The sequence below is a fragment of the Chromobacterium sp. Ag138 genome, assembly GCF_055181315.1.
The window spans coordinates 4,536,682-4,562,273 of sequence record NZ_JBUPWA010000001.1; the positions used below are offsets into that span (position 1 = coordinate 4,536,682).

The window sequence follows — 25,592 nt, forward strand, 5'->3', positions numbered from 1 at the left end:
ATGAAATTGACATTAATATCGATGGCACTCTTTTGTATGGCATTCATTGGCACCGCTGCTGCCAGCTCCTTTGTCGTGGGCGTCGAAGAGATTGACTATTATCCGCTGCATAGCTGCATCAATGGAAAATTTTCCGGGTATGGCAGGGATTTGCTTGATGCGTTTGCCAAGCAATCCGGCCATACATTGACTTACGTGTCACTTCCGGTCTCCAGACTGTTTCATACCTTTTTGAACGACAGTTCGATTGATTTTAAATATCCAGATAATCCGCACTGGCAAGCCGACCTGAAAAAAGGGAAATCTGTTATCTATAGCGATCCAGTCATCAATGTCATTGAAGGGTTGCTAGTCAAGCCAGAGAAAGTCAATCAGCTATCAGAGGCGTCCCTTCAAGCTATCGTGACCATGAGAGGATTCACGCCTTGGCCTCTTGAGCAGGCCATGCGGCAAAAGGTCAATAATGGAAGGATTCGAGTCTATCAGGAGGATTCATTCAGCAAGGTGATCAGCTTGGGGATGACCGGACACTACGACGCCATCTATGCCAGCCCGATAGTGATCAATTACTACCTTGATGAGATTGTTCACAAGCCAGGCGCGCTGGTCTTTGATAGAAAGCTTCCCTTTGAAAGCAATGATTTCTCGCTTTCCAGCATTCGGCAAGGCGATGTGATCAAGCAATTCAATGGATTTCTTGAAAAAAACCAGTCTTTGGTTATGGAGCTCAAGAGAAAGTACAGACTGACTGACAAAACAGCTCAATGAATTAAGTGCTGTTGCGCTGAGCTTGCAAAGCCCAAGCTGCGCTCTTGGAGGAACCCTCTTTACACTCTAGCGGCAGAAATGAAAAAGCCTTCCCATCGGGAAGGCTTTTTTTACGAGCGTTGGCTTCGTTCTCGGTAGAGAGTGAAAGCCTCACTCCCTCTGCCGAAACAATGCCGTGCTGTGCTGCAGCCGGGCAGTAGCGATGCCGCCGCCGCTGCTTGAGCCGCCGGCCGCCGCGAAACAGGCCGCCGCGCCTTCCACCTGCAAGGCGACAGCCTCGCCCGGCTGCGGGCAGCGGTGGCCGGGGACGCGGGCGGCGAGCAGGCAGCCGTCTTCCAGCGCCAGCCGCACGCTGGCGTCGTGGCCGTAGAAGCTGACATCCAGCACCCTGGCCTGGACGCCGGCGTCGCCGGCCGGCAGCAGGCTGATCTGCTCCGGCCGCAGCAGCACGGTCACGTCTCCCTGCGGCATGCCGTCCAGCAACGGCAACCGTCCCAGCGCGCATTGCGCCTCGCCGCCGTGGGCGCGGCCGGGCAGCAGCACCGCGTCGCCGACGAAGTCCGCCAGCTCGGGGCTGGCCGGGCGCTGGTACAGCGCCAGCGGCGCGGCCACCTGCAGCAGCCGGCCTTGCCACAGCACCGCCACCCGGCGGCCCATGGTCAGCGCCTCGGCCTGGTCGTGGGTGACCATCAGCGCGGTGGTGCCGCTGGCGGCCAGCGCGTCGGCCACCGCCTGGCGGGTTTCGGCGCGCAGCGCGGCGTCCAGCGCGGAGAACGGCTCATCCAGCAGCACCAGCGCCGGCTTGGGGGCCAGCGCGCGCGCCAAGGCGACCCGCTGTTGCTGGCCGCCTGACAGCTGCTGCGGCGCGCGGCCGGCGAAATCGGCCGGCAGGCCCACCATGTCCAACAGCTCCGCCACCCGGCGCCGTTCGCGGCGCTCGGCGCGCGGCAGGCCGAACACGATGTTGTCGGCCACCGACAGGTGGGGAAACAGCGCGCCTTCCTGCGGCACGTAGCCGATCTGGCGTTTTTCCGGCGGCAGGTGGACTTGCGGGCTGCTGACCAGCTTGCCGCCGATGACGATGCTGCCTTCGTCGCAGCGCTCGAAGCCGCACAACAGCCGCAGCAGCGTGGTCTTGCCGCTGCCGGACGGGCCCAGCAGCGCCAGCAGCGAGCCTTGCTCCACGGTGAGGCTGATGTCGTCCAGCACCCGGTGCGCGCCGAAGCGCTTGCCCAGATTCTCTATCTTCAGTTCCGACATGGCGGCTCTTCCTGTTGATTCCATGGTTGCGCCTGGCCGCCCAGCACCGCGCCGCGTCCCAGGCAGGACATCAAGAGCCAGGTGGCGGACAGCGACAGCGCGATCAGGATGGCCGCGTACGGCGCGGCGGCGGCGAAGGCCAGCGCGGCGGTGTCGGCCCATACCTGGGTGGCCAGCGTCTCGGTGCCTATCGGCGCCAGCAGCAGCGTGGCGGTCAGTTCGGTGATCACCGAGATGAACACCAGGCTGGCGGCGGCACCCAGGCCAGGGGCGGCCAGCGGCAGCACCACCCGCCACAGCGCCTGCCACCAGTTGAGCCCCAGCGAGCGCGCCAGCTCCTCCAGCCGGCTTTCCGCCTGCAGCAGCGCGCTCCTGACGCTGACCAGGGCCAGCGGCAGGAACATGATGGCGTAGGCCAGGGCCAGCATGGCCGCGGTCTGGTACAGCGGCTTCAGCCACTGGATGGCCAGGTTGACCAGGGCCAGCGCGATGACGATGCCGGGCACGCCCTGAGCCAGATACACCACCCGTTCCAGCAGGTGTGCCAGCCGGCCCGGATGGCGCGCCAGCAGGTAGCCCAGCGGCAGCGCCAGCAGCGTGGTCAGCGCGGCGGCGGACAGGCCCAGGCCCAGCGAAGAGGCGGCGGCGGACAGCAGCAACTGCGGCGACACCTCGGCCGGCGTCACCGCGTCCGCGCCCGGCTGCAGCGTCCAGTACAGGATGGTGGCGATCGGCGCCAGCAGCGTGGCGGAAGCTTGCAGCAGCAGCCAGGCCAGCGCCGGCCAGCGTTTCCAGCCCAGCTCCAGCCGGCCGGCGGCGCGGCGCGCGCCGCGGTCCAGCCGCTGGTAGCGGCCCTGGCCGCGCACGCGCAGCTCGGCCAGCAGGATCAGCACGCCTGCCGCCATCAGCACGCTGGCCAACAGCGAAGCGCCGGCGCTGTCGAAGCTGGCGCGGTATTCGGCGTAGATCTCGGTGGTGAAGGTGTGAAAGTGCAGCAGCATGAAGGCGCCGAACTCGGACAGCGTGGACAGCGCCACCAGCAGCATGCCGCCCAACAGCGCCGGCTTCAACTGCGGCAGCGTCACCCGCAGGAAACAGGACCATGGCGACAAGCCCAGCGCGCGCGCGGTTTCCTCCAGCGCCGGGTCCATATTGCGCAGCACCGCCGACACCGGCAGATAGACCAGCGGCGTGTAGGCGGTGGTCAGCACCAGCCAGGCGCCCCAGAAGCCCTGCAGCTCCGGGCTGATCGACACCCAGGCGAAGCTGGTGATGAAGGGCGGGATGGCCAGCGGCGCGACGCACAGCAGCGCCCACAGCTTGTGGCCCGGCAGCCGGGTGCGCTCCACCAGCCAGGCCGAGGCGGTGCCGGCCGCGGCGCAGCTGGCGGTGCTGGCCAGCACGATCAAGACGGTGTTGCCGGCCAGCCGCGCGACGATGGGGCGGAACAGCAGCTCGGCGGCGGCGCCGCCGCCGTAGCTGATCGCCTGCCACAGCGTGAAGCCCAGCGGCAGCAGCACCAGCGCGGCCACCAGCGCGGCGCAGGCGGTGAGGCCCAGCGGCCGCCGGCGGGCGCCGGCGGCCAGGCGCAGGACCGCGGCGTTCATTTACAGCAGCCCCGCCTGGCGCAGCAGCTTGGCCGACTGGCTGTCGTCGCCCAGCTTCTGCATGTCCAGCGGCGGCGGGTTCAGCTGGTTGAAGGGCTTCAGCTGCGGAGCCGGCGCCACGCTCGGCAGCAGCGGGTATTCAAACGAGATGTTGCTCTTGGCGATCAGCTGCTGGGCGCGCGGGCTGACCAGGTAAGCCAGGAACTTGTGCGCCGCGTCGGCGTTATGCGCGGTTTTCAGGATGCCGGCGCCGGACACGTTGATCAGCGCGCCGACGTCGGCGTTGCCGAAGTGGTAGAGCTGGCTGCGCATGCCCTTGCTGCCCAGTTGCATCTGCAGGCGGGTCCAGTAGTAGTTGTTGATGATGCCGACGGCCACGCCGCCGCGGTTCACCGCCGCCACCACGCCTTCGTTGTCGTCGAAGGTCTGGGCATTGTCGCGCAGGCCCTTCAGCCAGGCCAGCGTCGCCGGCTCGCCCTTCAGCGCGCGCACCGCGCTGACCAACGGCAGGAAGTCGCCGTCGGACGGGGCGATGGCCAGCTTGCCCTTCCATTGCGGCTTGGCCAGATCCATCAGCGAGGCCGGCATCTGGGCGCCGGCGGCCAGCTTGGTGTTGAAGACCAGCACGTTTTCGCGCGCCATCACGCCCACCCACTCGCCCTGCGGCGAGCTGAAGCGCGCGGGGATGGGCGACAGGGTGGCGGCCGGCAGCTTGGCCAGCATCTGCTTGCCTTCCAGCAGCATCAGCTCCGGCGAGTTGGAGGCGAAGTAGACGTCGGCCGGCGAGGCCTTGCCCTCGGCCAGCAGCTGGGCAGACAGCTCCGGGCCCTCGCCGGAGCGGATCTTGACGCCGATGCCGCTCATCTTCTCGAAGTCGTCCGCCAAGAGCTTCACCGTCTGCGGGTGCTGGGCGTTGTACAGCACCAGGCTGGCGGCGAGAGAGAGCTGGCTGGCAGCCAGCAGGCCGCCGGCGAGCAGCGCGGCGATCAGTTTTTTCGTGTTCATTTGTCTTTCCTTTGCAAGCGGGGGTTACAGGCCGGCGAACAGCGTTTCGCCGATATAGCCGCCGGGGCGCGCGCCGGGCGGGCAGGCGAAGATGGCGCTGGCCACGTGGGTGATGTACTGGTTCATCATGTCCATCGCCGCCAGCTTCTTGTTGATGCGGATGAAGCCGGTGCGCGGGTCGCGCTGGTAGGCGAGGAAGAACAGGCCGGCATCGTATTCGATGCCCTGGCGCCAGGGCGGCCAGCGCTCGGCGGTGAAGTTGGCGCCGTCGTTGTACGAGTAGGCGCGGCGCAGGATGCGGGCGCCGTCGTTCTCCTGCGGCGAGGCCACGCGCGAGTGGGCGGTGTCCGGAATCACCGGGTTGCCGTCCTTGTCCGTCGCGTCCAGCTTCAGCGGCTCGAACTCATGCCGCTGGCCCAGCGGCGCGCCGCTGTCCTTGTAGCGGCCCACCACTTCCTGCTGGAAGCCCAGCTCGGTCTTGTCCCAGTGCTCCAGCGCGATGCGGATGCGGCGCGCCACCAGGTAGCTGCCGCCCTTCATCCAGCCGCCTTCGTCGCCGACCCAGACGAACTGGCTCATCAGCGCCGGGTCTTTCGGCGACGGATTGTTGGTGCCGTCCTTGAAGCCCATCAGGTTGCGCGGGGTGCCGCCGCCGGGCGCGCCGCTGGCGAAGCCGGTCTGCACCCAGCGCACGGCGGCGACGCCGTCGGCCAGCGCGGCCAGCTGCCGCACCGCGTGGAAGGCCACCTGCGGATCGTCGGCGCAGGCCTGGATCGACAAGTCGCCGCCGCTCTTCTCCGGCACCAGCTGGTCGCCGTTGAACTTGGGCAGGTCCACCAGCGCTTCCGGCCGGCGCGCGGCCAGGCCGTAGCGGTCGACGCCGTTCTTGCTGAACAGGCCGGGGCCGAAGCCGAAGGTGAGGGTCAGCCGCGCGGCGGCGAGGCCGACCGCTTCGCCGGAGTCCAGCGGCGCTTTGTCGGCCTGGCCGCTCAGTGCGCGAGCCGGCTGGCCGCGCGTCAGGCGGCCGGCGGCCTCGGTCCAGGCTTTCAAGAGCGCGATCACGTCTTCGCGCTTGGCTGTGTCGGCCAGGTCGAAGGCGGCGAAGTAGCTGTTCTGCTGCTGGGGGGTGAGGATGCCGCCCTGGTGCGGGCCGTAGAAGGGCTCCTGGTCCTTGGCCGGCGCGGCCTTGGCGCGGACGGCCGCCGCGCGGGCGATGCCCGGCGCGCCGCCCAGCCAGCCGGCCAGCGCCAGCGCGCCGCCGCCGGCGAGAAAACCGCGCCGGGTCGATTGCTTGGGCGCTTTGCTATCGCTCATTTCGCCAGCACCAGATTGTTGTTGTCGTCGGTGACGTAGTAGAAGCCGTCGCCCTCCGGCGTCAAGGCGATGCCGAACAGGTCGCCGTTGCCGGGCGGGGTCTGCGCCTTGTTGGCGTCTATCCAGCGCGCGCCCAGCTGTTCGCCGGTGGCCGGGTCGATTTCCACCACCTTGCCGTTAGAGCCGTTGGTGGCCAACAGGTGGCCCTGCGGCGTGGCGGTCAGCGCCAGCGGGCGCAGCAGCAGGCCGTCGTGGGTCAGCGTGCGGCCGACGCCGGCGCTGGTGGTGCGGCTGGCGGCGTCCCAGATCTCGCTGATGCGGTTGCCCAGCGCGTCGGACACGTAGAGCTTGTCGTCTTTGCCGTAGACCAGGCCGGTGGGGCCGATCAGGAACACGCCCTTGTCGGCCTGCTCGCCGAAGCCGCTGGCGACGACGGTGCGGCCCGCGATCCTGGGCGGCTTGCCGGCCGGGATCTCCAGATCCAGCCTGAGCACGGTGGCCTGGTTGATCACCGGCGGCGCGCCCTTGGCGCTGCCGACGCCGAAGCCGGCGTTGCTGACGAACAGCGTGGCTTTGTCGCCGTTGTCTATCACCGCCATATTGCCCCAGGGATCGTTGATGTCCGGGCCGGACCACACGTCCACCAGCTTGCCTTCGGTGTCCAGCACCATCAGGCAGCCGGCGCCCTTGGTGTCGGTGGTGCCGTCGTTGCTGGGCGTGCTGCCGACGATCACCCAGCCGCTCTTCAGCACCGCCATCGCGGTGGACAGGCCGACGCCGCCCGGGCACTGCGCCAGCGTGCGCGGAATCTGCGCGAACAGCGTCAGGTTCTTGCTGTCCGGGTGGTAGTCGACGATGGTGCTGCCCATGCCTTGCAGGTTGGCGGCGTTGTTGAAGTTGTCCACCAGCACGTCGCCGGCCTTGATCTTGCCGGAAGTGATCGGCGAGACGACGATGGCGTACGGGTTCTGGTCGCCGTTGTCCGGCACGGTGTTGGTCAAGACGGTGTGGCGCTTGATGCCGGCCAGGAAGGCGTCGCCGGCCTGGGCGCCGCCCGCCAGCGCCAGCAGGGCGCAGGCGGCGGCGAGCAGCTTGCGCTGCGGAAATTCCAGTTTCATCGTTGCATTCTCCAATGGGGCGGAGGCCCGCGCTCAGAAGGTGATGTTGGTCTTCAGGCCCACCACCCAGCTGTTGGGGATGCGCTGGGTTTGGCTCGGGTCGTTCGGCGACACCACGCCGGCGCCGACGTTGCGCACGTACTGCACGTCGGCCTGCCATTGCCACCACGGGGTCAATTGATAGATATAGGTGGCTTCGACCTGGGTTTCATCGCCGCGCGCCGGATAGGCCGGGTTGCCGTTGGCGATGCCGGTGTCGGCGTCGTTGCCGGCGGCGTGGTTGCCCACTTTGACGTAGCCGAAGGCCAGGCCGACGGTGTCGTTGTCGCGGCCGGCGAACGGCGCGGTCAGCGTCACGCCGGCGTTGGCGGAGAAACTGACCAGGTTGCGGTCGCCGGGCGCGCCCATCACGCGGGCGAACACGTTCAGCGTCCGCGCGCTGTCCTCGGCCGGCCGCCACACGGTTTGGTCGGCCACCGCGTAAACGCTGTAGTTGCCGCTGTGCAGCTGCGGGCTGGCCAGGTTGAGCGCCAGCGGCTGGCCGTTGACGTCCCAACGGGTATCGGCGGTTTTCTGGTTCAGATACCAGAAGCCGATCTTGTAGGTGCCGGGCAGGCCGCCGATGCCGTTCAGCGGGCGCGGGGTTTCCAGCGCGCCGTTGGACGGCAGGTTGCGGCCATATTGCAGCTCGCCGATGAACAGCGTGCCGCCGTGGCGGCTGAAGGTGGTGCCGTGCTTGTTCAACTGCTGCGGATCGGCCGGATTCTGGCTGACGTCTCGGGTCGGGTCGCCGGCGAAGGCGCCGCCCAGCCAGGTGAGGTTGTCGCCTATCTTGCCGCGCAAGCGCACGCCCAGGCCGGACAGCGGGTAGGCGGGGCCGCCGGCGGGCAAGTCGGCGGACGGCACCGCCGGCCAGCCGAACATGGTGCCGATGAAGGCGCCGCCGTACTGGGTGGCCATGAATTCCTGGTCCAGGCTCTGTTGGCCGATCTTCACATCCAGCCGCTCGCCGTCCAGCTGCTGCTGGAACCAGGCCTCCCACAGCCGGGTGGCGCGGTCGGCCTCGATGCCGCTGGCGCTCTGGATGCTGCCGACGTGGTCGGCGCTGAACGGCTTGCCGTGGATATCCAGCACGCTGACGTTGAAGCTGCCGCCGTTCCACCAGCCGGCGCGCTGGGTATCCAAGCCCAGCGTCAGCGTGGACAGGCCCTGGTAGGCGCCGCCGTATCGCGTGCCGCCGCTGACGTTGCGCAGGTATTCGCTGCTTTCCGCCAGGCCCAGCGTGACGCCGTTGCGGCCCAGCGCGGAGCGCAGGCCGCCCATGTCGCCCAGCAGCGTGGAGCGGTTCCACCAGCCGGTCCACTGGCTATCGGGCTTGGCCGTGATCGCCTGGTCGGCTTCGGGCAGGTCGGCGGGATTGACGTCGGCGTCGGCGCTGTCGGCGGCGCGGGCGTGGCCGGCCAGCAGCAGGCTGGAGGCGACGGCGCAGGCCAGCAACCGGCGGCGGGGTGGTGCGTATCGTTTCACAGTGTCACTTCTCCCTAACAGGGGTTCCATTGCATCCTGATTAATGCGTATCGTTCTCGTTATTCGGCCGGAGCGCGCCGGCCGCGAAGCCATGACCGCCGCCGTTGTACGGCAGTGGACTGTTTCAGCATAGAAAAACGAAAATCATTCTCAATGGTTGACTGCATTTCTGGTTTTTTTTGTCAAACAGCCGTCGAGGCGGCGGATGGGGCGTAAGAGTGGCGCAAGAAATGGATATTGCTGATTGTCAAACACGAAACCATGTTTTAATGAATGCTTTTTGTACGGCGGTGTCGCAAACAGGATAGTGACTTCTCGTCCGCTTCCTTTAGAATCGATCGAGCATGTAAAAACAGCCGCGCGGAAAAAGCGTTGGCGCAAGACAGAACAAGGAAGGAAAACCATCAATGAGCAATTCGGTAACCCGCGCTGATTTCGACCAGGTCATGGTGCCCAACTACGGCCCGGCCGGTTTCATTCCGGTTCGCGGCGAAGGCTCCCGCGTCTGGGACCAGGACGGCCGCGAATTCGTCGACCTGGCCGGCGGCATCGCCGTCAACTCGCTGGGCCACTGCCACCCCGAGCTGGTGTCCGCGCTGACCGAGCAGGCGGGCAAGCTGTGGCACGTGTCCAATGTGTTCACCAACGAGCCGGCGCTGAAGCTGGCCAGCCTGCTGGTGGAGAAGACCTTCGCCGAGCGCGTGTTCTTCTGCAACTCCGGCGCCGAGGCCAACGAGGCCGCGTTCAAGCTGGCGCGCAAATACGCTCATGACAACTTCGGCGCGGACAAGAACCAGATCCTGTCCTGCGTCAACTCCTTCCACGGCCGCACGCTGTTCACCGTCAGCGTGGGCGGCCAGCCCAAGTACACCGAAGGCTTCGGCCCGGTGCCGGGCGGCATCGATCATTTCGAATTCAACAATATCGAATCGCTGAAGGCGGCCATTTCCGACAAGACCTGCGCGGTGGTGATCGAGCCCATCCAGGGCGAGAGCGGCGTGCTGCCGGCCGATCCGGCCTTCCTGAAGGCCGCGCGCGCGCTGTGCGACCAGCACAACGCGCTGCTGATCTTCGACGAAGTGCAAAGCGGCATGGGCCGCACCGGCGCGCTTTACGCCTACCAGCAGTACGGCGTGACGCCGGACATCCTGTCCTCCGCCAAGGGCATCGGCGGCGGCTTCCCGATCGGCGCGATGCTGACTACCGAGAAAGTGGCCAAGAGCTTCGGCATCGGCAGCCACGGCTCCACCTACGGCGGCAATCCGCTGGCCTGTGCGGTGGCCCACAAGGTGGTGTCCATCGTCAGCTCTCCCGAGGTGCTCGCCGGCGTCGAGGCGCGCCACAACCGCCTGGTGGCCGGTCTGGAAGCGATCAACGCCAAATACAAGGTGTTCAAGCTGGTGCGCGGCAAGGGTCTGTTGATCGGCTGCGTGCTGACCGACGAATACAACGGGCGCGCGCGCGAATTCCTGAAGGCTGCCGAGAAGCAGCAGCTGATGATTCTGGTGGCGGGCCTGAGCGTGTTGCGCCTGGCGCCGTCGCTGGTGATCAGCGATACGGACATCGACGAGGGCCTGAAGCGCCTCGACGCCGCCATCGCCGATCTGCAGTCCGCCAAGTAAGCCAGGCAAGGCCTGCCGGGCGGCTGCGCCGCCCGGCTCTCTAGACCCAGACTCAACGCCACGACCCCGCTTCGGCCGGGTCGCGGCTGCGGCTGCGCCCGCGATTCGCGCGGCCGCCCCCAACCCAGGGAGGTAGTCCCATGTTTACCGTGCGTCCCGTCCGCACTTCGGATTTGCCGGCGATCGAGCGGCTGGCCCAGGCCAGCGGCATCGGAGTCACCAGCTTGCCGAGCAACCGCGAGAAGCTGTTCGAACGCATCCAGCAATCGGTCAGCGCCTTCGAGCACGAAGCCAGCGGCGAGTCCAGCCGCGACTACTACATGTTCGCGCTGGAGCAGGGCGGCGCGGTGGTGGGCACCGCGTCGATCTGCGCGTCGGCCGGCTTCGACGAGCCGTTCTACAGCTATCGCAGCGAAACCGCCGTCCACGCCTCCCGCGCGCTGAAGGTCAACAACCGCGTCCACGTGCTCAACATCTGCCACGACCTGACCGGCACCGTGCAGCTGTGCGGCTTCTTTGTCGACAGCGGGCTGGAGGCCATCGCCGCCGAGCTGATGTCGCGCGCCCGGCTGCTGTTCATCGCCGGCGAGCGCGAGCGCTTCGGCCGCCGCATCATCGCCGAGATGCAGGGCGTGCATGACGACGCCGGCCAGTCGCCGTTCTGGAACGCCATCGGCCGCCGCTTCTTCAACCTGGATTTCCTGCAGGTGGAGCAGGCCTTCGTCAGCCACAGCAAGACCTTCATCGCCGAGCTGATGCCCAGCTACCCGATCTACGTGCCGCTGCTGCCGGACGAGGCGCAGCAGGCGATCGGCCAGATTCATCCGCACTTCGAGCGCGTGTGCCAATTGCTGTGCAAGGAAGGCTTCGAAGCCGACAACTATCTGGACATCTTCGACGGCGGCGCGGTGCTGACTGCCGAGCTGGACCGCCTGAAAACGGTGGAGCACAGCCGCAGCTACCCGGTGGAAATCCAGGCCAGCCTGCCGGCGCAGGCCAGCCTGCAGCTGGTCAGCAACCAGCGCCTGGCCGGCTTCGCCGCCACCGCCGCCCGCGTGGCGGTGGTGGACGGCGTGGCCTTCATCAATCCCGACGCGGCCAAGGCGCTCGGCGTATCCAGCGGCGACATGGTGCGCGTCGCCGGTTTGCAGCAAGACTAAGGAGGCCTGGCCATGATGTTTATCCGTCCCGTTGAACACAAGGATCTGCCGGGCTTGATGGAGCTGGCCAGGAGCGCCGCCAGCGGCGGCGTGGGCCTGACCTCGCTGCCGATCAACGAAGACCGGCTGCAGAAGCGCATCGCCCGTTCGGTGCTGTCTTTCTCCGGCGAGCTGGACCGCGCCGACCACGGCTACGTTTTCGTGCTTGAGGATTCGGAAAACGGCAAGGTGGCCGGCATCTGCGCGGTGGAGGCCGCGGTCGGCCTGAAGGAGCCCTGGTACAACTACCGCATCGGCACCATCGTCCACGCGTCGGAAGAACTGGGCGTCTACAGCCGCCACGAGACCCTGTTCCTGTCCAACGACCACACCGGCTATTCCGAACTGTGCACGCTGTATCTGCACCCGGACTACCGCGTCAAGCGCAACGGCGGCTTGCTGTCCAAGAGCCGTTTCCTGTTCCTGGCGCAGTTTCCGCAGCTGTTCGGCAAGATGGTGGTGGCCGAGATGCGCGGCGTGTCCGACGAGAACGGCCGCTCGCCGTTCTGGGAGGCGCTGGGCCGCCATTTCTTCTCCATCGACTTCGCCGAGGCCGACTACCTGACCGGCATCGGCCAGAAGGCCTTCGTCGCCGAGCTGATGCCCAAGCACCCGGTCTATGTCGACTTCCTGGAGCCGGAGGCGCAGGCGGTGATCGGCCTCACCCACGAGGCCACCCGCCCGGCGGTGGCGATGCTGGAGTCGGAAGGCTTCCGCTACGAGGGCTATGTCGACATCTTCGACGCCGGCCCGACCGTGCAGGCCTACACCGGCGACATCCGCGCGGTGAAGGAAAGCCAGCGCCTGCCGGCGCGCGTCGTCGATCCGCTGCCGGACGGCGACAAGGAATGCTATCTGGTCTGCAACGACGCCCTGCAGGACTACCGCGCGGTGCTGGTGGAGTCTGCGCGGCCGCAGGGTGAATTCTGCCTGACGCCGGATCTGGCGCGGGCGCTCAAGGTTAAGGATGGCGATCACGTGCGCTGCGTGACGCTGACGCCGAAGGAGGCAGTGTAATGAGCAGTCTGTTCATCGATGGCAAATGGCTGGCCGGAGACGGCGAAGCCATGGCCAAGACCAATCCCGCCGACAACGCCCCGTTGTGGCAGGGCCGCGCGGCGAGCGGCAGCCAGGTGGACGCCGCCGTGCGCGCCGCCCGCGCCGCCTTCCCGGCCTGGGCGCGCGTGGGACTGGACGGACGCGCCAAAGTGGTGCGCCGCTTCGGCGAGCTGCTGACCGAGCGCAAGGCCGAACTGGCCCGCGTCATCGCTCAGGAAACCGGCAAGCCGCTGTGGGAGGCGACCACCGAAGTGACCACCATGGTCGGCAAGATCGACATCTCGCTGAAGGCGCTGGCCGAGCGCACCGGCGAGCGCGCCGCGGCGATGGGCGACGCCCAGGCAGTGCTGCGCCACAAGCCGCACGGCGTGGTGGCGGTGTTCGGCCCGTACAACTTCCCCGGCCACCTGCCCAACGGCCACATCGTGCCGGCGCTCTTGGCCGGCAACGCGGTGATCTTCAAGCCGTCCGAACTGACGCCGTGGACCGCCGAGGCAACCGTCAAGCTGTGGGCCGAGGCCGGCCTGCCGGCCGGCGTGATCGGCCTGGTGCAAGGCACCAAGGACACCGGCGTGGCGCTGGCCGGCCACGAGGGCCTGGACGGCCTGTTCTTCACCGGCAGCTCCGCCACCGGCGCGCTGCTGCACAAGCAGTTCTCCGGCCGCCCGGACAAAATCCTGGCGCTGGAAATGGGCGGCAACAACCCGCTGATCGTAGGCCCGGTGGCCGACGTCGACGGCGCGGTGCATCACGTGATCCAGTCCGCCTTCGTCTCCGCCGGCCAGCGCTGCACCTGCGCGCGCCGTTTGCTCGTGCCGCAGGGCCAGTGGGGCGACGCTTTCGTCGCCCGCCTGGTCGAGGTGGCCGGCAAGCTGCGCGTCGGCAAGTTCGACGCCGAGCCAGCGCCGTTCCTGGGCGCGGTGATCTCCAACGCCGCCGCCGACGCGCTGCTCAAGGCGCAGGACGCGCTGATCGCCGCGGGCGGCAAGCCGCTGCTGGCGATGCGCCGCGTGGAAGAGGGCGCGGCGATGCTGACGCCGGGCATCGTCGATACCACGGCCGTGGTCCGCCCGGACGAGGAATTCTTCGGTCCGCTGCTGCAGGTGATCCGCTACGCCGATTTCGACGAGGCCATCGCCATCGCCAACGATACCCGCTTCGGCCTGGCTGGCGGCGTGCTGTCCGACAGCCGCGAGCTGTATGACCGCTACTGGCTGGAATCGCGCGCCGGCGTGGTCAACTGGAACAAGCCCCTGACCGGGGCCTCCAGCGCCGCGCCGTTCGGCGGCATCGGCGCGTCCGGCAACCACCGCCCCAGCGCCTACTACGCGGCCGATTACTGCGCCTACCCTGTGGCCTCGCTGGAGTGCGACAGCCTGGCGCTGCCGGCGCAGCTGTCGCCCGGCATCTTGCTGTGAGGGGATGACGATGAACGCGTATGAAGTGAATTTCGACGGCCTGGTCGGCCCGACGCACAACTACAGCGGCCTGTCTTTCGGCAACGTCGCCTCCACCAGCAACGTCAGCGCGGCGTCCAATCCCAAGCTGGCGGCCAAGCAGGGCCTGCGGAAGATGAAGGCGCTGCATGACCTGGGCTTCAAGCAAGGCGTGCTGGCGCCGCAGGAGCGGCCCGACGTGGCGTCCTTGCGCCGGCTGGGCTTTTCCGGCAGCGACGCCGAGGTGATCGCCCGCGCGGCCAAGGAAGCGCCGGCGATGCTGGCGGCGGCGACCTCCGCGTCCAGCATGTGGACCGCCAACGCGGCCACGGTCAGCCCGTCTGCCGACACCGCCGACGGGCGCGTGCATTTCACGCCGGCCAATCTGAACAACAAGTTCCACCGCTCGATCGAGCATCCGACCACCGGCCGGGTGCTGCGGGCGATGTTCGCCGACGAGGCGCGCTTCGCGGTGCATGAGGCGCTGCCGGCGCAGATGCATTTCGGCGACGAGGGCGCGGCCAACCATACCCGCTTCTGCGCCGGCTACGGCCAGCCGGGGGTGGAGTTCTTCGTGTTCGGCGCGGCGGCTTTCGACATGCGCTACCCGAAGCCTGCCAAGTTTCCGGCGCGGCAGACGCTGGAGGCCAGCCAGGCGGTGGCCAGGCTGCACGGCCTGGCCGAGGCCGGCGTGGTGTACGCGCAGCAAGACCCGGACACCATCGACGCCGGCGTGTTCCACAACGACGTGATCTCGGTCGGCAACGGCGAAGTGCTGTTCCACCATCAGCAGGCCTTCCTCAACCAGGCCGATGTGCTGGACGAGATCGCCCGCAAGCTGGCGGCCCGCGGCGGCCGCTTCACCGCCATCGAGGTGCCGCGCGCCGAGGTGACGGTGGAAGAGGCGGTGAAGAGCTACCTGTTCAACAGCCAGCTGCTGTCCAAGCCTGGCGGCAAGATGCTGATCGTGGTGCCGGAAGAGTGCCGCAACAGCGAACGGGTGTGGAGCTATCTGCAAAAGCTGATCGCCAGCGGCGGCCCGATCGACGAGGTCAGGGCGTTCGACCTGAAGCAGAGCATGCAGAACGGCGGCGGCCCGGCCTGCCTGCGCTTGCGGGTGGCGTTGACCGAGGCCGAGCTGGCGGCGGTGAATCCCCGGGTGCTGATGAGCGACGCGCTGTTTTCGACGCTCAACGACTGGGTGGAGCGCCATTACCGCGACCGGCTGGCGCCGGAGGATCTGGCCGATCCGCAGCTGCTGGCCGAATGCCGCGGCGCGCTGGACGAACTGACCCGCATCCTGGGCCTGGGCAGCGTCTATCCCTTCCAGTTGGCCTGAGCCGCGTTTTCGGCAAGACAACCCGCCCCGGCAGCGCCGGCGCGGGTTTTTTATCGTCCACGGATTTAGCGGCTGTTAACAAATTGCTTGCCGGCCATTCCAAATGCGGGACTATGGTGAAAATTGGCATGGATGTTGCATATGTTAATCGGCGCCGGCATGAAGTCGCAGAGGGACTGGCGCTTTCGCAAGAAATTTTCTCAAGGCGGGCCGTGGCTGAAAAATGGATAGCAAGTGGTACTGTAGATTGTATGCAAATGAAAGATGCTCATGCATGTTTGTTCGCAATGAATGCGCGCAACGCAAGCGGCTTGTTCGAATGTGAATAAAAAGAATGGCAAATATGACCGAAATGTAAAATGGGCGGTAAAAGGGAAAGACTTTTGCCAAGTTGGGTCTATAGTAAATTTCCACATGAAGAAAACAATAAAAATCCTTTTAAAATCAAATGGATGAATTGATTTTAAAACCCTGTTTCACAGGCTGTTTTTGAGGCGACTATTCGCAATTGACAGTCGATTGGATACATGGTGATAATCGGTTCGCCTGTCAGACAGAAGCCAGAAAAACGGCGCGTCCCAGGCAGTAAAACAGGCAGCAGTCAATAAGAGGAGACATCCCGCAAAGCTGCCGGGTAGACAATCAGAGGAGATCTCCAAACGTGGACATTTTTCTGCAGCAAATCCTGAACGGCCTCGTTCTGGGCAGCATCTATGCGCTGATCGCGCTGGGCTACACCATGGTGTACGGCATCATGGGCCTGATCAACTTCGCCCACGGCGAAGTCGTGATGTTCGGCGCCATGGTCACCATCACCGTCATCACCACCCTGATGGGCATGGGCATCAACCTTCCGGGGCCGGCGCTGGTGCTGATCGGCCTGCTGGTGGCCATTCCCGCCTGCATGCTGCTCGGCTTCACCATCGAGCGCATCGCCTACCGTCCGTTGCGGGGCAAGCAGCGCCTGGCGCCGCTGATCACCGCCATCGGCGTATCCATCGTGCTGCAACAGGTCGCCATCCTGATCTGGGGCCGCAATTACATCCCCTTCCCGCAGATTCTCGACCATGACGTGGTGACCATCTTCGGCGCCAGCATCACCAAGCTGCAGATCGTGATCATCGTGCTGTGCCTGGCGATCATGGCCGGCTTGCTGCTGATGGTAGAGAGGACCAAGCTCGGCCGCGCGATGCGCGCCACCAGCCAGAATCCGGCCGTGGCCGGCCTGATGGGGGTCAACGTCAACACCATCATTTCCGCCACCTTCGTCATCGGCTCCGGCCTGGGCGCGATCGCCGGCGTGATGGTGGCCACCAACTACGAGCAGGCCCACTACTACATGGGCTTCATGATCGGTCTGAAGGCGTTCACCGCCGCGGTGCTGGGCGGCATCGGCAACCTGGGCGGCGCGGTGGCCGGCGGCATCCTGCTGGGCATCATCGAAAGCCTGGGCGCCGGCTACATCGGCACGCTGACCGGCGGCTTCCTCGGCTCCAACTACCAGGACATCATCGCCTTCATGGTGCTGATCGCGGTGTTGATCTTCCGTCCGTCCGGCCTGCTGGGCGAAAAAATGGCCGACCGCGCCTGATCCGGAGGAGAGAGACATGGATCTGAACCATCTGAGCACCGGCAAGAAAATGGCGGTCTTCGCCGCCTGCGCCGTCCTCCTCGCCGTGCTGCCGTTCCTGGTGGGCGGCACGCTGGGCAATTCCTGGGTGCGCATCATCGACTTCGCGCTGCTCTACGTGATGCTGGCGCTGGGCCTGAACATCGTGGTGGGCTTCGCCGGCCTGCTGGACCTGGGCTTCATCGCCTTCTACGCGATCGGCGCCTATACCTACGCGCTGCTGAGCTCGCCGCACTTCGACATCCACTGGCTGTTCTTCCTGACCATTCCCCTGGGCGCGGCCTTCGCCTCGCTGGGCGGGGTGTTGCTGGGCACGCCGGTGCTGAAGCTGAAGGGCGACTACCTGGCGATCGTGACCCTGGGCTTCGGCGAGATCGTGCGCATCTTCATGAACAACCTGAACTCGCCGGTCAACATCACCAACGGTCCCCAGGGCATCAACCTGATCGACCCGATCCACATCGGCGGCGCGTCGCTGGGCCAGACCATCGAGCTGTTCGGCCTGAGCTTCCACAACGTCTACCTGTACTACTACCTGTTCCTGGCGCTGACCGTGCTGGTGGTGATCATGGCCTGGCGCCTGCAGCACTCCCGCATCGGCCGCGCCTGGGTGGCGCTGCGCGAGGACGACATCGCCGCCGCGGCGATGGGCATCAACATCCGCAACATCAAGCTCTTGGCCTTCGGCCTGGGCGCCTTGTCCGGCGGCGTCGCCGGCGGCCTGTTCGCCTCCTTCCAGGGCTTCGTGTCGCCGGAATCGTTCAGCCTGCTGGAGTCCATCATGATCCTGGCCATGATCGTGCTGGGCGGCATGGGCCATATCCCGGGCGTGATCCTGGGCGCGGTGGTGCTGACCATCGCCCCGGAAATCCTGCGCGACGTGATCGGCCCGCTGCAGATGAAAACCGTAGGCCGCATGCTGATCGACCCCGAGAACGCCCGCATGCTGTTGTTCGGCCTGGCGATGGTGGTGATGATGCTGGTCCGCCCGGAAGGGATGTGGCCATCCAAGCGCCGCAAGGCTGAGTTCCAGCATGCCAAAGAAGAAGCGGCTGCGCAGAAAGGTTAATCATGGCTGAAGTTTTGCTGAAAATCGAAGGCATTCATAAACGCTTCGGCGGCCTGCACGCGCTGAGCGACGTCGGGCTGACCATCAACAAGGGCGAGATCTACGGCCTGATCGGACCGAACGGCGCCGGCAAGACCACCTTGTTCAACGTATTGACCGGCTTGTATGTGCCGGACGAGGGCAAGTTCGCGTTCGACGGCCACGATCTGTTCCAGCAGAAGCCGCACGTGGTGGTGGCCGCCGGCATCGCCCGCACCTTCCAGAACATTCGCCTGTTCGCCGAGATGACGGCGCTGGAGAATGTGATGGTGGGGCGGCACATCCGCTCCAAGGCGGGCGCGCTGGGCGCGGTGCTGCGCGACAAGGGCACGATGGACGAGGAGCGGTCGATCGAGGCCAAGGCCTGGGAGCTGCTGGAGTACGTGGGCATCGCCGACGTGGCCGAGGAGCGCGCCCGCAACCTGTCCTACGGCCACCAGCGCCGTCTGGAGATCGCCCGCGCGCTGGCCACCGAGCCCAAGCTGCTGGCGCTGGACGAGCCGGCCGCCGGCATGAACCCGCGCGAAACCGAAGAGTTGAAGGCCTTGATGAGCAAGATCCGCGACGGCGGCGTCACCGTGCTGCTGATCGAGCATGACGTCAAGCTGATGATGGGTCTGTGCGACCGCATCGCGGTGCTGGATTACGGCAAGAAGATCGCCGAGGGCGTGCCGGAAGAAGTGCGCCGCAATCCGAAAGTGATCGAAGCCTACCTGGGAGCGGCCCACGCATGAGCATTCTGGAAGTCAAAAACCTGCAAGTGGCCTATGGCGGCATTCAGGCAGTCAAGGGGATCGATTTTCACATCGACCAGGGCGAGCTGGTCACGCTGATCGGCGCCAACGGCGCCGGCAAGACCACCACGCTGAAGACGCTGGTGGGCATGGTGAAGAAGTCCGGCGGCAGCATCGTCTACGACGGCAAGGACGTGGCGTCGATTCCGTCGCACGATTTCGTCCGCCATGGCCTGGCCATGGTGCCGGAAGGCCGCGGCGTGTTCGCCAAGCTGACGGTGGAGGAAAACCTGCAGATGGGCGCCTACTACCGCAACGACAAGGCCGCCATCCAGAGCGAGATCGAGCATGTCTACGAACTGTTCCCGCGCCTGAAGGAGCGGCGCCTGCAGCTGGCCGGCACCCTGTCGGGCGGCGAGCAGCAGATGGTGGCGATGGGCCGGGCGATGCTGTCCAAGCCCAAGCTGCTGCTGCTGGACGAGCCGTCGATGGGCCTCGCGCCCATCATCGTCGAGAAGATCTTCGAGATCATCCAGATGGTGTCCAAGCAGGGCGTGACCATGCTGCTGGTGGAGCAGAACGCCAAGCTGGCGCTGGAGGTGTCGCAGCGCGGCTACGTGATGGAAAGCGGCCGCATCACCATGAGCGGAGACGCCAAGGAACTGCTCAACGACGAACGCGTGCGCAACGCCTACCTGGGCGAGTGAGCCTCGCCGGCGTCACCGAATCCCCCGCCGGCTTGGCCCGCGGGGGATTTTCTTTTCTGGCTGCAGGCCATGGCTTCATGATCTTGTGCAGGGCTGCCGGGGTCGGGCTTGCGAGACGCGAAGGCCTATCCGATGCGTCCCGCCCCTTCGCGTCCGGCTAACCGCGAAGATCTGGATGGGCTTTCAGATTTTCGCTTCCTTCAGCATCTTGTCCAGCGTGCCGTCCTGCCGCATCGCATCCAGGCCGCGGTTGAAGTCCTGAATGCGCTTTGCCGACTGCGGCTGCCGCTTGGCGATGCCCAGGCGCATCGGGTAGACGACGACGGCGGGCGACAGCCACTCCAGCTTGGGCGCGAGCGCGGCCAGGCTGCCGTCGAGCAGGTAATTGGCGACGCCGTGGTCTATCAGCGCCAGGTCGATGTGATGCGCGGCCAGCTTGGCCAGATTGCTGGCGTCGCTCAGTGTTTCATCGGTCTTCAGCCGGGCGGCGTCGAAGGCCTCGGAGTTGGCGTAGCCGCGCACGATCCCTATGGTGTAGGGCTTGAGGTCGGCCAGCGCTTGGTAGCGGATGCTGTCGTCGCGGCGCTTGAAGAAGCCGATGCGGTTGTCGAGGAAGGCCTGGGAGAACAGGAAGAGGCGTTGGCGCTCGGGCGTGGTCCACAGCCCGACGATGCCGTCCAGGTGGCCGTCGCGCGCCTCGCTGACCGCGCGGGCCCAAGGCAGGTAAATGGTTTTGGCGGAATAGCCGGCGCGGCGGAAGGCTTCGCGGACGATGGCCACCGCCACGCCGCCGTTCGCCATTTGCGATGACATATAGGGCGGATATTCGGAGGCGGCCAGCGTCAGGGTGTCGGCGCTTCGCGCCGCCCCGACGAGGAAGGATAGGGAAAGCGCAAGCATGAGCGTGTATTTCCGGCTGGCCATCGCCTCCCTCCATGGTTGCCGCCGCGCAAGCGGCTTGGTGTGCGTGATTCGAGTATAACGACAAACCTTGGCCGCGAGAGCGGGGCCGGGAGGTCTTGAGAGGGATGCGCGCGCGGTATCCGGCCAGCATCTCGATGGCTCGCGGCGGCGCGCTGGCATGTCCTTAGCCTTGCTGTTGGCCGCAGGGCGGAGGCGCGGCCAAGCTCATGATTTTTTGCGGATGGCCAGGCGCGGCGCGCCTGCGTCGGCATCGACCACCCCTTGCCGCGGCGGCGGCGCGGGACGCGCTCGGGTGTGGCGGCCGCGCACATGATGAAATGCTGATGTTTGGTGGCGGCCGGAGCCGTGCATCGCTTGCGGATTGAGCAAAGAGCCTTCCTTCGCTAAATTACAAGTCATACCCTCCTATCGCGCAGACCGCCATGAGCCGCTTCCGCCTGCTGTTCGCCGCGCTGTTCTCCATCTTGGCGCTATCGGCGAAGGCTGGCGGATTGCCTGCGCTGGATATCCTCACCGAGGACGATCCGCCGCTCACTTTCAGCCGGAACGGCAGGCCCGCCGGACTGGTGGTCGAGGTGGTGCAGGAGATCCAGCGCCGTGTCGGCAGCCATGATCCCATTACCGTCATGCCCTGGGCGCGGGGCTACCTGCTGGCGCAAACCCAGGAAAACACGGCGCTGTTCAACACCAACCGGATCGCGGAGCGCGAGCATCGGTTCAAATGGGTGGGGCCGGTCACCACCACGCTGGGCAGCTTCTTCGTCCGGCGCGACAGCAAGCTCAGACTGGCTTCTCTGGACGAGGCCAGAAAGCTCGGCCAGATCCTGGTGGTGCGCGACTGGTACCTGCAGCTGATGTTGTCGTCGCAGGGATTTGCCAATCTGAACGCCATCGTCACGCCCAACCAGATGGTATCGATGCTGATGCATGGCAGGGCCGAAGTCATCGCCAGCGAGAACACCACCTTGCCCACGCAATTGAAGCAACTGGGTTACCAGCCCGCCGACGTGCGCAAGGCCTATACCTTCATTCATACTGCGGGCTATATCGCGTTTTCGCTCAAGACTTCCGATGCCGTGGTCAACGCCTGGCAGCGGGCGCTGGACGATATGAAGCGGGATGGCAGCTTCGCCGCCATCTACCGCCGCTGGCTGCCTGGCGAGCCTGTGCCGGGGCTGAGCGGCGCGCCGACTGAAAAATAAAGCGCGGGCATGCCCGCCGCGCGGGATGCCTGCCAATTTCGACAAGGGAAATCATGTTCAGCCACACCGTTTTTTGGCACAGCCTGTTGGGGGCCTTGCTGCTGTCGCCGATTCTCAATCTATTGCCCATCGTCGCGGGCGCGATGCTGGTCCGGCGCTGGCAGCATGTCGGCCGGCTGTTGCTGGCCTTTGGCGTGGCGCTGACTTATCTGTTGTCGATTCCGCAGACGGTGGAGTGGCTGGCGCAGGGAGTCGAGCGCTATCCGCCCATCCGTCCGGCCGATTTGTCGGCCGTGGACGCCATCGTGGTGCTGGGCGGCGGCAAGCGGGCGGCGCCGGAGTTCGGCGGCAACGTTCCGTCCGGCGACACGCTGGCGCGGCTGCGCTACGCCGCTTATCTCGCGCGCCACAGCGGCAAGCCGGTGTTGGTGACCGGCGGCGCGCCTTTGGGCGGAGAGCCCGAGGGGACGGTGATGGCGCGCGCGCTGCGCGACGATTACGGCATCCGCGCGCGCTGGGTGGAAGACCGCTCCGACACCACGCTGGACAACGCTCGCTTGTCGGCGGCGATGTTGAAGGCGGATGGCGCGACGCGCGTCGCGCTGGTCAGCCAGGGCTGGCATCTGGCGCGGGCGGTGCCGTTTTTCCAGCGCCAGGGCCTGCAAGTGTTGCCGGCCCCGACCGGCCTCATTCGTTACGAAGGCCCGGCGTTCAGCCGCTACCTTCCCAGCGGCAAGGCGATGGACGAGTGCCATGCCTTGCTGCGCGAGTACATCGGCTTGCTGTATTACCGCCTGCGGCCGGGCGCCTGAGCGCCGGTTCGTCGCTTTGTCGGCGATTGCGAGCCATTGGTGTCAAGGGACAAGCCCTGCCAGCAGAGGCGGGGCTTTTCCATGTCAGTGGCGATGCGGGGCGATGGACGGCGGCGCGCGTCGCATTGCTATGATTTGTCTGGCAGCGCCTGGGGGGCGCGGCGCGGGCCGGCAAGGAGCTTTACCAAGATGGAAACCAGTATCAGCAAGGTCGCCAGGCCCGGCAGCATCAACATGCCGCACAGGATGAGGGCGAGCAGGGATAACAGCGCCAGCCGCCCCCAGCCGACTGCCATCAGCCAATCCACATACAGCCGCCAGTAAAGGGTTATCTTGCGGCAGGCGGCGTTGAGGTCCGTCAACGCTTCCGAGTGATTGTGCCGGTTCATGCGATTCTCCCGTGTCTGTGTGTATCCCGACTCTAGGCCGCCGTCCGGCGCCGCGACATGGGATTGCGACGGAATGCGCCGCGCTGGCAATGAAATGACGATAGGCGCGATGAGCGGACGGGCGGCGCAGGCGCCGCTTGCGTTTCAGCCTCGCTGTATTCGAGTCGTTTCAACGGGGCGGCACAACAGCGCGGCGGCGGCGCAGACGCTCAGCGCCAGACCGAGGTTTTGCGCCAGGCCGGCCAGCGCCAGCATCAGGCTCAGCAGCAGATAGTAGCTGAGGCCGAACAAGGCGCCGGCGGCGCCGGCCTGTTCGCGGTAGTGGCGCAGCGCCTGGCTCAGCACATTGGGAATGGCGATGCCGAAGGCGATCACCACGCCGGTGACCGGCAGCAGTATCCATGCCGAATCTCCAAGCAGCCAGGCGGCCAGGCCGGAGGCCAGTGCCAGCCGGCAGGCGGCCCGCACCAACTGCGCCGGCTGCCGTCCGCTTCCCAGCAACCTGCGGTTCAGCAGGCTGCCCAGCAGCGAGGCGGCGGCCAGCGCCGCGCCGGACCAGCCGAACTGGCTGGGACTCCAGCCCTGGCGCTCGAATAGGAAGGGCGCCAGGCTGTAGTAGCTGAACAGCATCGCGTTGAACAGCGCCACCAGCATCGCGTTGCGCCACAGCTCTGCGTCGCGCAGCATGCGGCCAGCCAGCCGCGCCATAGCGGGGCGGACCGTGCCGGGCGGACGGGTTTCCGGCAGCCTTCGAGCCGCCAGCGCCAGCGCCAGCAGCGCGAAGGCGAGCAGCAGCAGGGCGGCGAACACGCCTTGGTGGCCGAAATGGCCGGCCAGCCAGCCGCCGCTGACCAGGCCCAGCACTGGGCTCAAGGCCAGCGCCGCGCCCAGCAGCGAGAACACGCGCGCCAGCCGGATCGAATCGTAGCTGTCGCGCAGCATGGTCTGCACCACCACCGAGCCGGCCGCCGCGCCGAGCGCGGAAATCATCCGCGCCAGCAGCAGGGTGTCGAAATCGGGGGCGGCCAGCGCCAGCGCGCAGCCGGCGCCGTAGCAGGCCAGGCCCAGCAGCATCGCCGGGCGGCGACCGAGAACGTCGCTGAGCCAGCCCCACAGCGCGACGCCGGCGGCGAAGGCCAGGAAGTAGACCGACAGCGTTTGCGAAGCGCGCGTCTGGCTGACGCCGAAGGCGGCGGCGATGTCGGTCAATGCCGGGCTGTAAATGGTTTCCACCAGTTGCGGGAACGTGATCAGCGCCGTCAGCAGCCACAGCGCCGGACGGGTCGTCGTTTTCATTGTTTTTTCCTTTCTTTCTTGACGGCCGCCAGTCTAGAGAAAGGAAATGTGTCTGATTACAATGATGAGGACTTTATCTATTGAAAATCGGACATATGGCTTTGATTCTGGCCGGACAGGGATTCGACGCCGACGGTTTCGACGCGCCGGTGATAGGCATCGCCGCCGACATGGGCCTGCACGATTCCGGCCGCCACTGCCACCGCCGCCACCAGCTGCTGTTCGCCGCCGCAGGCTGCATCACCATCGAGCTGGCGGACACGCTGTGCCTGCTGCCGCCCAGCCGCGCGGCCTGGATTCCGGCCGGCACCGCGCACCGGGTGTGGATGCGCGGCGTGGTCGCCTATCGTTCGCTGTATTTCGCCGCCGAGCTGCCGTTTCCCGCGCCGCCCTTGCAGGTGGTGGAGGTCAATCCATTATTGCGCGAGGTGATAGAGCGGATGGCGTTCTGGCCGTGGGATTGGCCCGTTGAAAAACAGGCCGGCCTGCTGGCGGTGTTCGCCGAAGAATTGCAGGCGGCGCGGGGGGAGAACTGGCGGCTGCCGTTTCCCACCGACGCCAGGCTGGCGGCCTGGCTGGACAGCGTGCGTCGCGGCGAGCTGCCGCCGCGGCTGAACCAGCTGGTGGAGCAGGTGGGGGCCAGCGAGCGCACCATCAGCCGCATCTTCATCCGCGACACCGGCATGAGCTACCAGGCCTGGCGCCAGCAGTGGCGCCTGTTGCGGGCTATGGAGCTGCTGGCCGACGGGATGGGGGCGAGCGAGACGGCGCAGCGGCTGGCGTTCGCCAGCGACAGCGCCTTCATCGCCTTTTTCCGCCAACACACCGGCGAGACGCCGGCGCGCTACGCCCAAGCCTAATCCAGCGTATCCAGGTAGTCGCGCGCCGGCCAGCCGGCGCTGCGCCGCCAGGGCGGGACGAAACCGGCCGGCAGCGCTTGCGGCTCCACGCTGATGGTCTCGCGCTGGCGGCCGTCGGCCGAGCGCAGCGACACCTGCAGCGGCATCTGCCAGCGCTCGCTCCAGCGCAAGGTCTTGCCCGCCTTGCTGTAGACCGCGACATCCGCGCCGCCGGCTTTCCTGGCGAAGCCGCGCATCTTGGCCATGTCCACCAGCTGGCTGGCGCGCGCCCAGGAGCCGTCGAAGCCGGCGTCGCGCCATTCGCGCGGCTCGACGACGATTCTTTCCTGCTTGGCCGCGTGGACGAATTCCACTCTCAGTTTGCCTTTGGCGTCGCGCCAGACGTGGCGCGGCGCGGCGGCGAAGTCCAGGTGCTGGTGGCCGTCGTCGTCGTGGCGGTGCGGCGCGCCGGCGTTCAGACGTTCGCGCCAGGCATGTCCGTCCTGGCGCACCCAGCGTTCGCTGTAGCGGACGGTTTTCTCGACGCCGTCGGCGCCGAGGCTGACGGTTTCGTAGCGGACCACGGCCTGCAGGTCGGGCGGGGCGGCGAGCGCCTGCTGGGCGGCGAGCGCCAGCGCGGCGATAGACAAGACTTTCATCGATATCTTTCAAAGCGAAGCGGGGGGGCCGGGGGCGC

At 66.5% G+C, this 25,592-nt stretch carries 23 protein-coding genes; 13 read left to right on the forward strand and 10 right to left on the reverse strand.

Annotated features, from left to right (window positions below):
- On the forward strand, positions 1 to 768 hold the full coding sequence (locus ACY3GB_RS21180) for a substrate-binding periplasmic protein (protein WP_463090471.1): 768 nt from the start codon (positions 1 to 3) through the stop codon (positions 766 to 768).
- A gap of 150 nt (positions 769 to 918) precedes the next feature.
- Here the strand turns inward: ACY3GB_RS21180 and ACY3GB_RS21185 are convergent, their stop codons facing one another.
- Genes ACY3GB_RS21185 through ACY3GB_RS21210 form a run of 6 tightly spaced genes read right to left on the reverse strand, consistent with a single transcriptional unit; the run spans position 919 to position 8,599 of the window.
- A complete protein-coding gene (locus tag ACY3GB_RS21185) occupies positions 919 to 2,028 on the reverse strand; it encodes an ABC transporter ATP-binding protein (RefSeq protein WP_463090472.1) in 1,110 nt (369 codons plus the stop codon).
- Positions 2,016 to 3,635, reverse strand: a complete 1,620-nt coding sequence (locus ACY3GB_RS21190; protein ID WP_463090473.1) for an ABC transporter permease — start codon at positions 3,633 to 3,635, stop codon at positions 2,016 to 2,018. The genes ACY3GB_RS21185 and ACY3GB_RS21190 overlap by 13 nt, the downstream gene beginning before the upstream one ends.
- Positions 3,636 to 4,640: an iron ABC transporter substrate-binding protein gene (locus tag ACY3GB_RS21195; protein ID WP_463090474.1), complete on the reverse strand. Its 1,005-nt coding sequence runs from the start codon at positions 4,638 to 4,640 to the stop codon at positions 3,636 to 3,638.
- Between the two features lie 24 nt (positions 4,641 to 4,664).
- Complete coding sequence (gene efeB / locus ACY3GB_RS21200; protein WP_463090475.1) at positions 4,665 to 5,954, reverse strand: iron uptake transporter deferrochelatase/peroxidase subunit; 1,290 nt, start codon at positions 5,952 to 5,954, stop codon at positions 4,665 to 4,667.
- Positions 5,951 to 7,072 (reverse strand): NHL repeat-containing protein, encoded by a 1,122-nt coding sequence (locus ACY3GB_RS21205; protein ID WP_463090476.1) that lies wholly within the window; start codon positions 7,070 to 7,072, stop codon positions 5,951 to 5,953. The genes efeB and ACY3GB_RS21205 overlap by 4 nt, the downstream gene beginning before the upstream one ends.
- A 33-nt stretch (positions 7,073 to 7,105) precedes the next feature.
- Positions 7,106 to 8,599 (reverse strand): carbohydrate porin, encoded by a 1,494-nt coding sequence (locus tag ACY3GB_RS21210; RefSeq protein WP_463090477.1) that lies wholly within the window; start codon positions 8,597 to 8,599, stop codon positions 7,106 to 7,108.
- A gap of 407 nt (positions 8,600 to 9,006) precedes the next feature.
- Between ACY3GB_RS21210 and ACY3GB_RS21215 the strand changes: the two genes are divergently transcribed.
- From ACY3GB_RS21215 to ACY3GB_RS21255, 9 genes are all read left to right on the forward strand, one after another.
- Positions 9,007 to 10,221 carry an aspartate aminotransferase family protein gene (locus ACY3GB_RS21215; protein WP_463090478.1) on the forward strand — a complete coding sequence of 405 codons (1,215 nt, stop codon included), beginning with the start codon at positions 9,007 to 9,009 and terminating at the stop codon, positions 10,219 to 10,221.
- Between the two features lie 140 nt (positions 10,222 to 10,361).
- Positions 10,362 to 11,381, forward strand: a complete 1,020-nt coding sequence (gene aruF / locus ACY3GB_RS21220; RefSeq protein WP_463090479.1) for an arginine/ornithine succinyltransferase subunit alpha — start codon at positions 10,362 to 10,364, stop codon at positions 11,379 to 11,381.
- A 12-nt stretch (positions 11,382 to 11,393) separates the two neighbouring features.
- The gene (gene astA, locus ACY3GB_RS21225) at positions 11,394 to 12,437 is read left to right on the forward strand and encodes an arginine N-succinyltransferase (protein WP_463090480.1); all 1,044 of its coding nucleotides are present in this window, start codon (positions 11,394 to 11,396) and stop codon (positions 12,435 to 12,437) included.
- Positions 12,437 to 13,897, forward strand: a complete 1,461-nt coding sequence (gene astD / locus ACY3GB_RS21230; protein WP_463090481.1) for a succinylglutamate-semialdehyde dehydrogenase — start codon at positions 12,437 to 12,439, stop codon at positions 13,895 to 13,897. Before astA ends, astD begins: the two co-directional genes overlap by 1 nt.
- Before the next feature lie 10 nt (positions 13,898 to 13,907).
- A complete protein-coding gene (gene astB, locus ACY3GB_RS21235) occupies positions 13,908 to 15,254 on the forward strand; it encodes an N-succinylarginine dihydrolase (protein WP_463090482.1) in 1,347 nt (448 codons plus the stop codon).
- Between the two features lie 661 nt (positions 15,255 to 15,915).
- Complete coding sequence (locus ACY3GB_RS21240) at positions 15,916 to 16,845, forward strand: branched-chain amino acid ABC transporter permease (RefSeq protein ID WP_463090483.1); 930 nt, start codon at positions 15,916 to 15,918, stop codon at positions 16,843 to 16,845.
- Positions 16,846 to 16,861: 16 nt separating this feature from the next.
- Positions 16,862 to 17,953, forward strand: a complete 1,092-nt coding sequence (locus ACY3GB_RS21245) for an ABC transporter permease subunit (RefSeq protein ID WP_463090484.1) — start codon at positions 16,862 to 16,864, stop codon at positions 17,951 to 17,953.
- A 2-nt stretch (positions 17,954 to 17,955) separates the two neighbouring features.
- Positions 17,956 to 18,726, forward strand: coding sequence for an ABC transporter ATP-binding protein (locus ACY3GB_RS21250; protein WP_021478328.1), 771 nt, complete (start codon positions 17,956 to 17,958; stop codon positions 18,724 to 18,726).
- The gene (locus ACY3GB_RS21255) at positions 18,723 to 19,433 is read left to right on the forward strand and encodes an ABC transporter ATP-binding protein (RefSeq protein ID WP_011135058.1); all 711 of its coding nucleotides are present in this window, start codon (positions 18,723 to 18,725) and stop codon (positions 19,431 to 19,433) included. The genes ACY3GB_RS21250 and ACY3GB_RS21255 overlap by 4 nt, the downstream gene beginning before the upstream one ends.
- 183 nt (positions 19,434 to 19,616) lie before the next feature.
- Here the strand turns inward: ACY3GB_RS21255 and ACY3GB_RS21260 are convergent, their stop codons facing one another.
- A complete protein-coding gene (locus ACY3GB_RS21260; protein WP_463090485.1) occupies positions 19,617 to 20,333 on the reverse strand; it encodes a substrate-binding periplasmic protein in 717 nt (238 codons plus the stop codon).
- A 446-nt stretch (positions 20,334 to 20,779) separates the two neighbouring features.
- Between ACY3GB_RS21260 and ACY3GB_RS21265 the strand changes: the two genes are divergently transcribed.
- Entirely contained in the window at positions 20,780 to 21,559 is a 780-nt protein-coding gene (locus tag ACY3GB_RS21265; RefSeq protein ID WP_463090486.1) for a substrate-binding periplasmic protein, read from the forward strand.
- A 53-nt stretch (positions 21,560 to 21,612) separates the two neighbouring features.
- Positions 21,613 to 22,371, forward strand: coding sequence for a YdcF family protein (locus ACY3GB_RS21270; protein WP_463090487.1), 759 nt, complete (start codon positions 21,613 to 21,615; stop codon positions 22,369 to 22,371).
- A gap of 128 nt (positions 22,372 to 22,499) precedes the next feature.
- Here the strand turns inward: ACY3GB_RS21270 and ACY3GB_RS21275 are convergent, their stop codons facing one another.
- Both ACY3GB_RS21275 and ACY3GB_RS21280 read right to left on the reverse strand, forming a co-directional pair.
- Positions 22,500 to 22,760, reverse strand: coding sequence for a hypothetical protein (locus tag ACY3GB_RS21275; RefSeq protein ID WP_463090488.1), 261 nt, complete (start codon positions 22,758 to 22,760; stop codon positions 22,500 to 22,502).
- 144 nt (positions 22,761 to 22,904) lie between these two features.
- Positions 22,905 to 24,056: a Bcr/CflA family efflux MFS transporter gene (locus ACY3GB_RS21280; protein ID WP_463090489.1), complete on the reverse strand. Its 1,152-nt coding sequence runs from the start codon at positions 24,054 to 24,056 to the stop codon at positions 22,905 to 22,907.
- Positions 24,057 to 24,151: 95 nt separating this feature from the next.
- On the opposite strand from ACY3GB_RS21280, the gene ACY3GB_RS21285 reads away from it, so the two are divergent.
- On the forward strand, positions 24,152 to 24,916 hold the full coding sequence (locus ACY3GB_RS21285) for an AraC family transcriptional regulator (protein ID WP_463090490.1): 765 nt from the start codon (positions 24,152 to 24,154) through the stop codon (positions 24,914 to 24,916).
- On the opposite strand, the gene ACY3GB_RS21290 is transcribed toward ACY3GB_RS21285, so the two are convergent.
- Positions 24,913 to 25,554, reverse strand: a complete 642-nt coding sequence (locus ACY3GB_RS21290) for a hypothetical protein (RefSeq protein ID WP_463090491.1) — start codon at positions 25,552 to 25,554, stop codon at positions 24,913 to 24,915. The two genes, ACY3GB_RS21285 and ACY3GB_RS21290, sit on opposite strands and share 4 nt — an antisense overlap.
- Between the last annotated feature and the right edge of the window lie 38 nt (positions 25,555 to 25,592).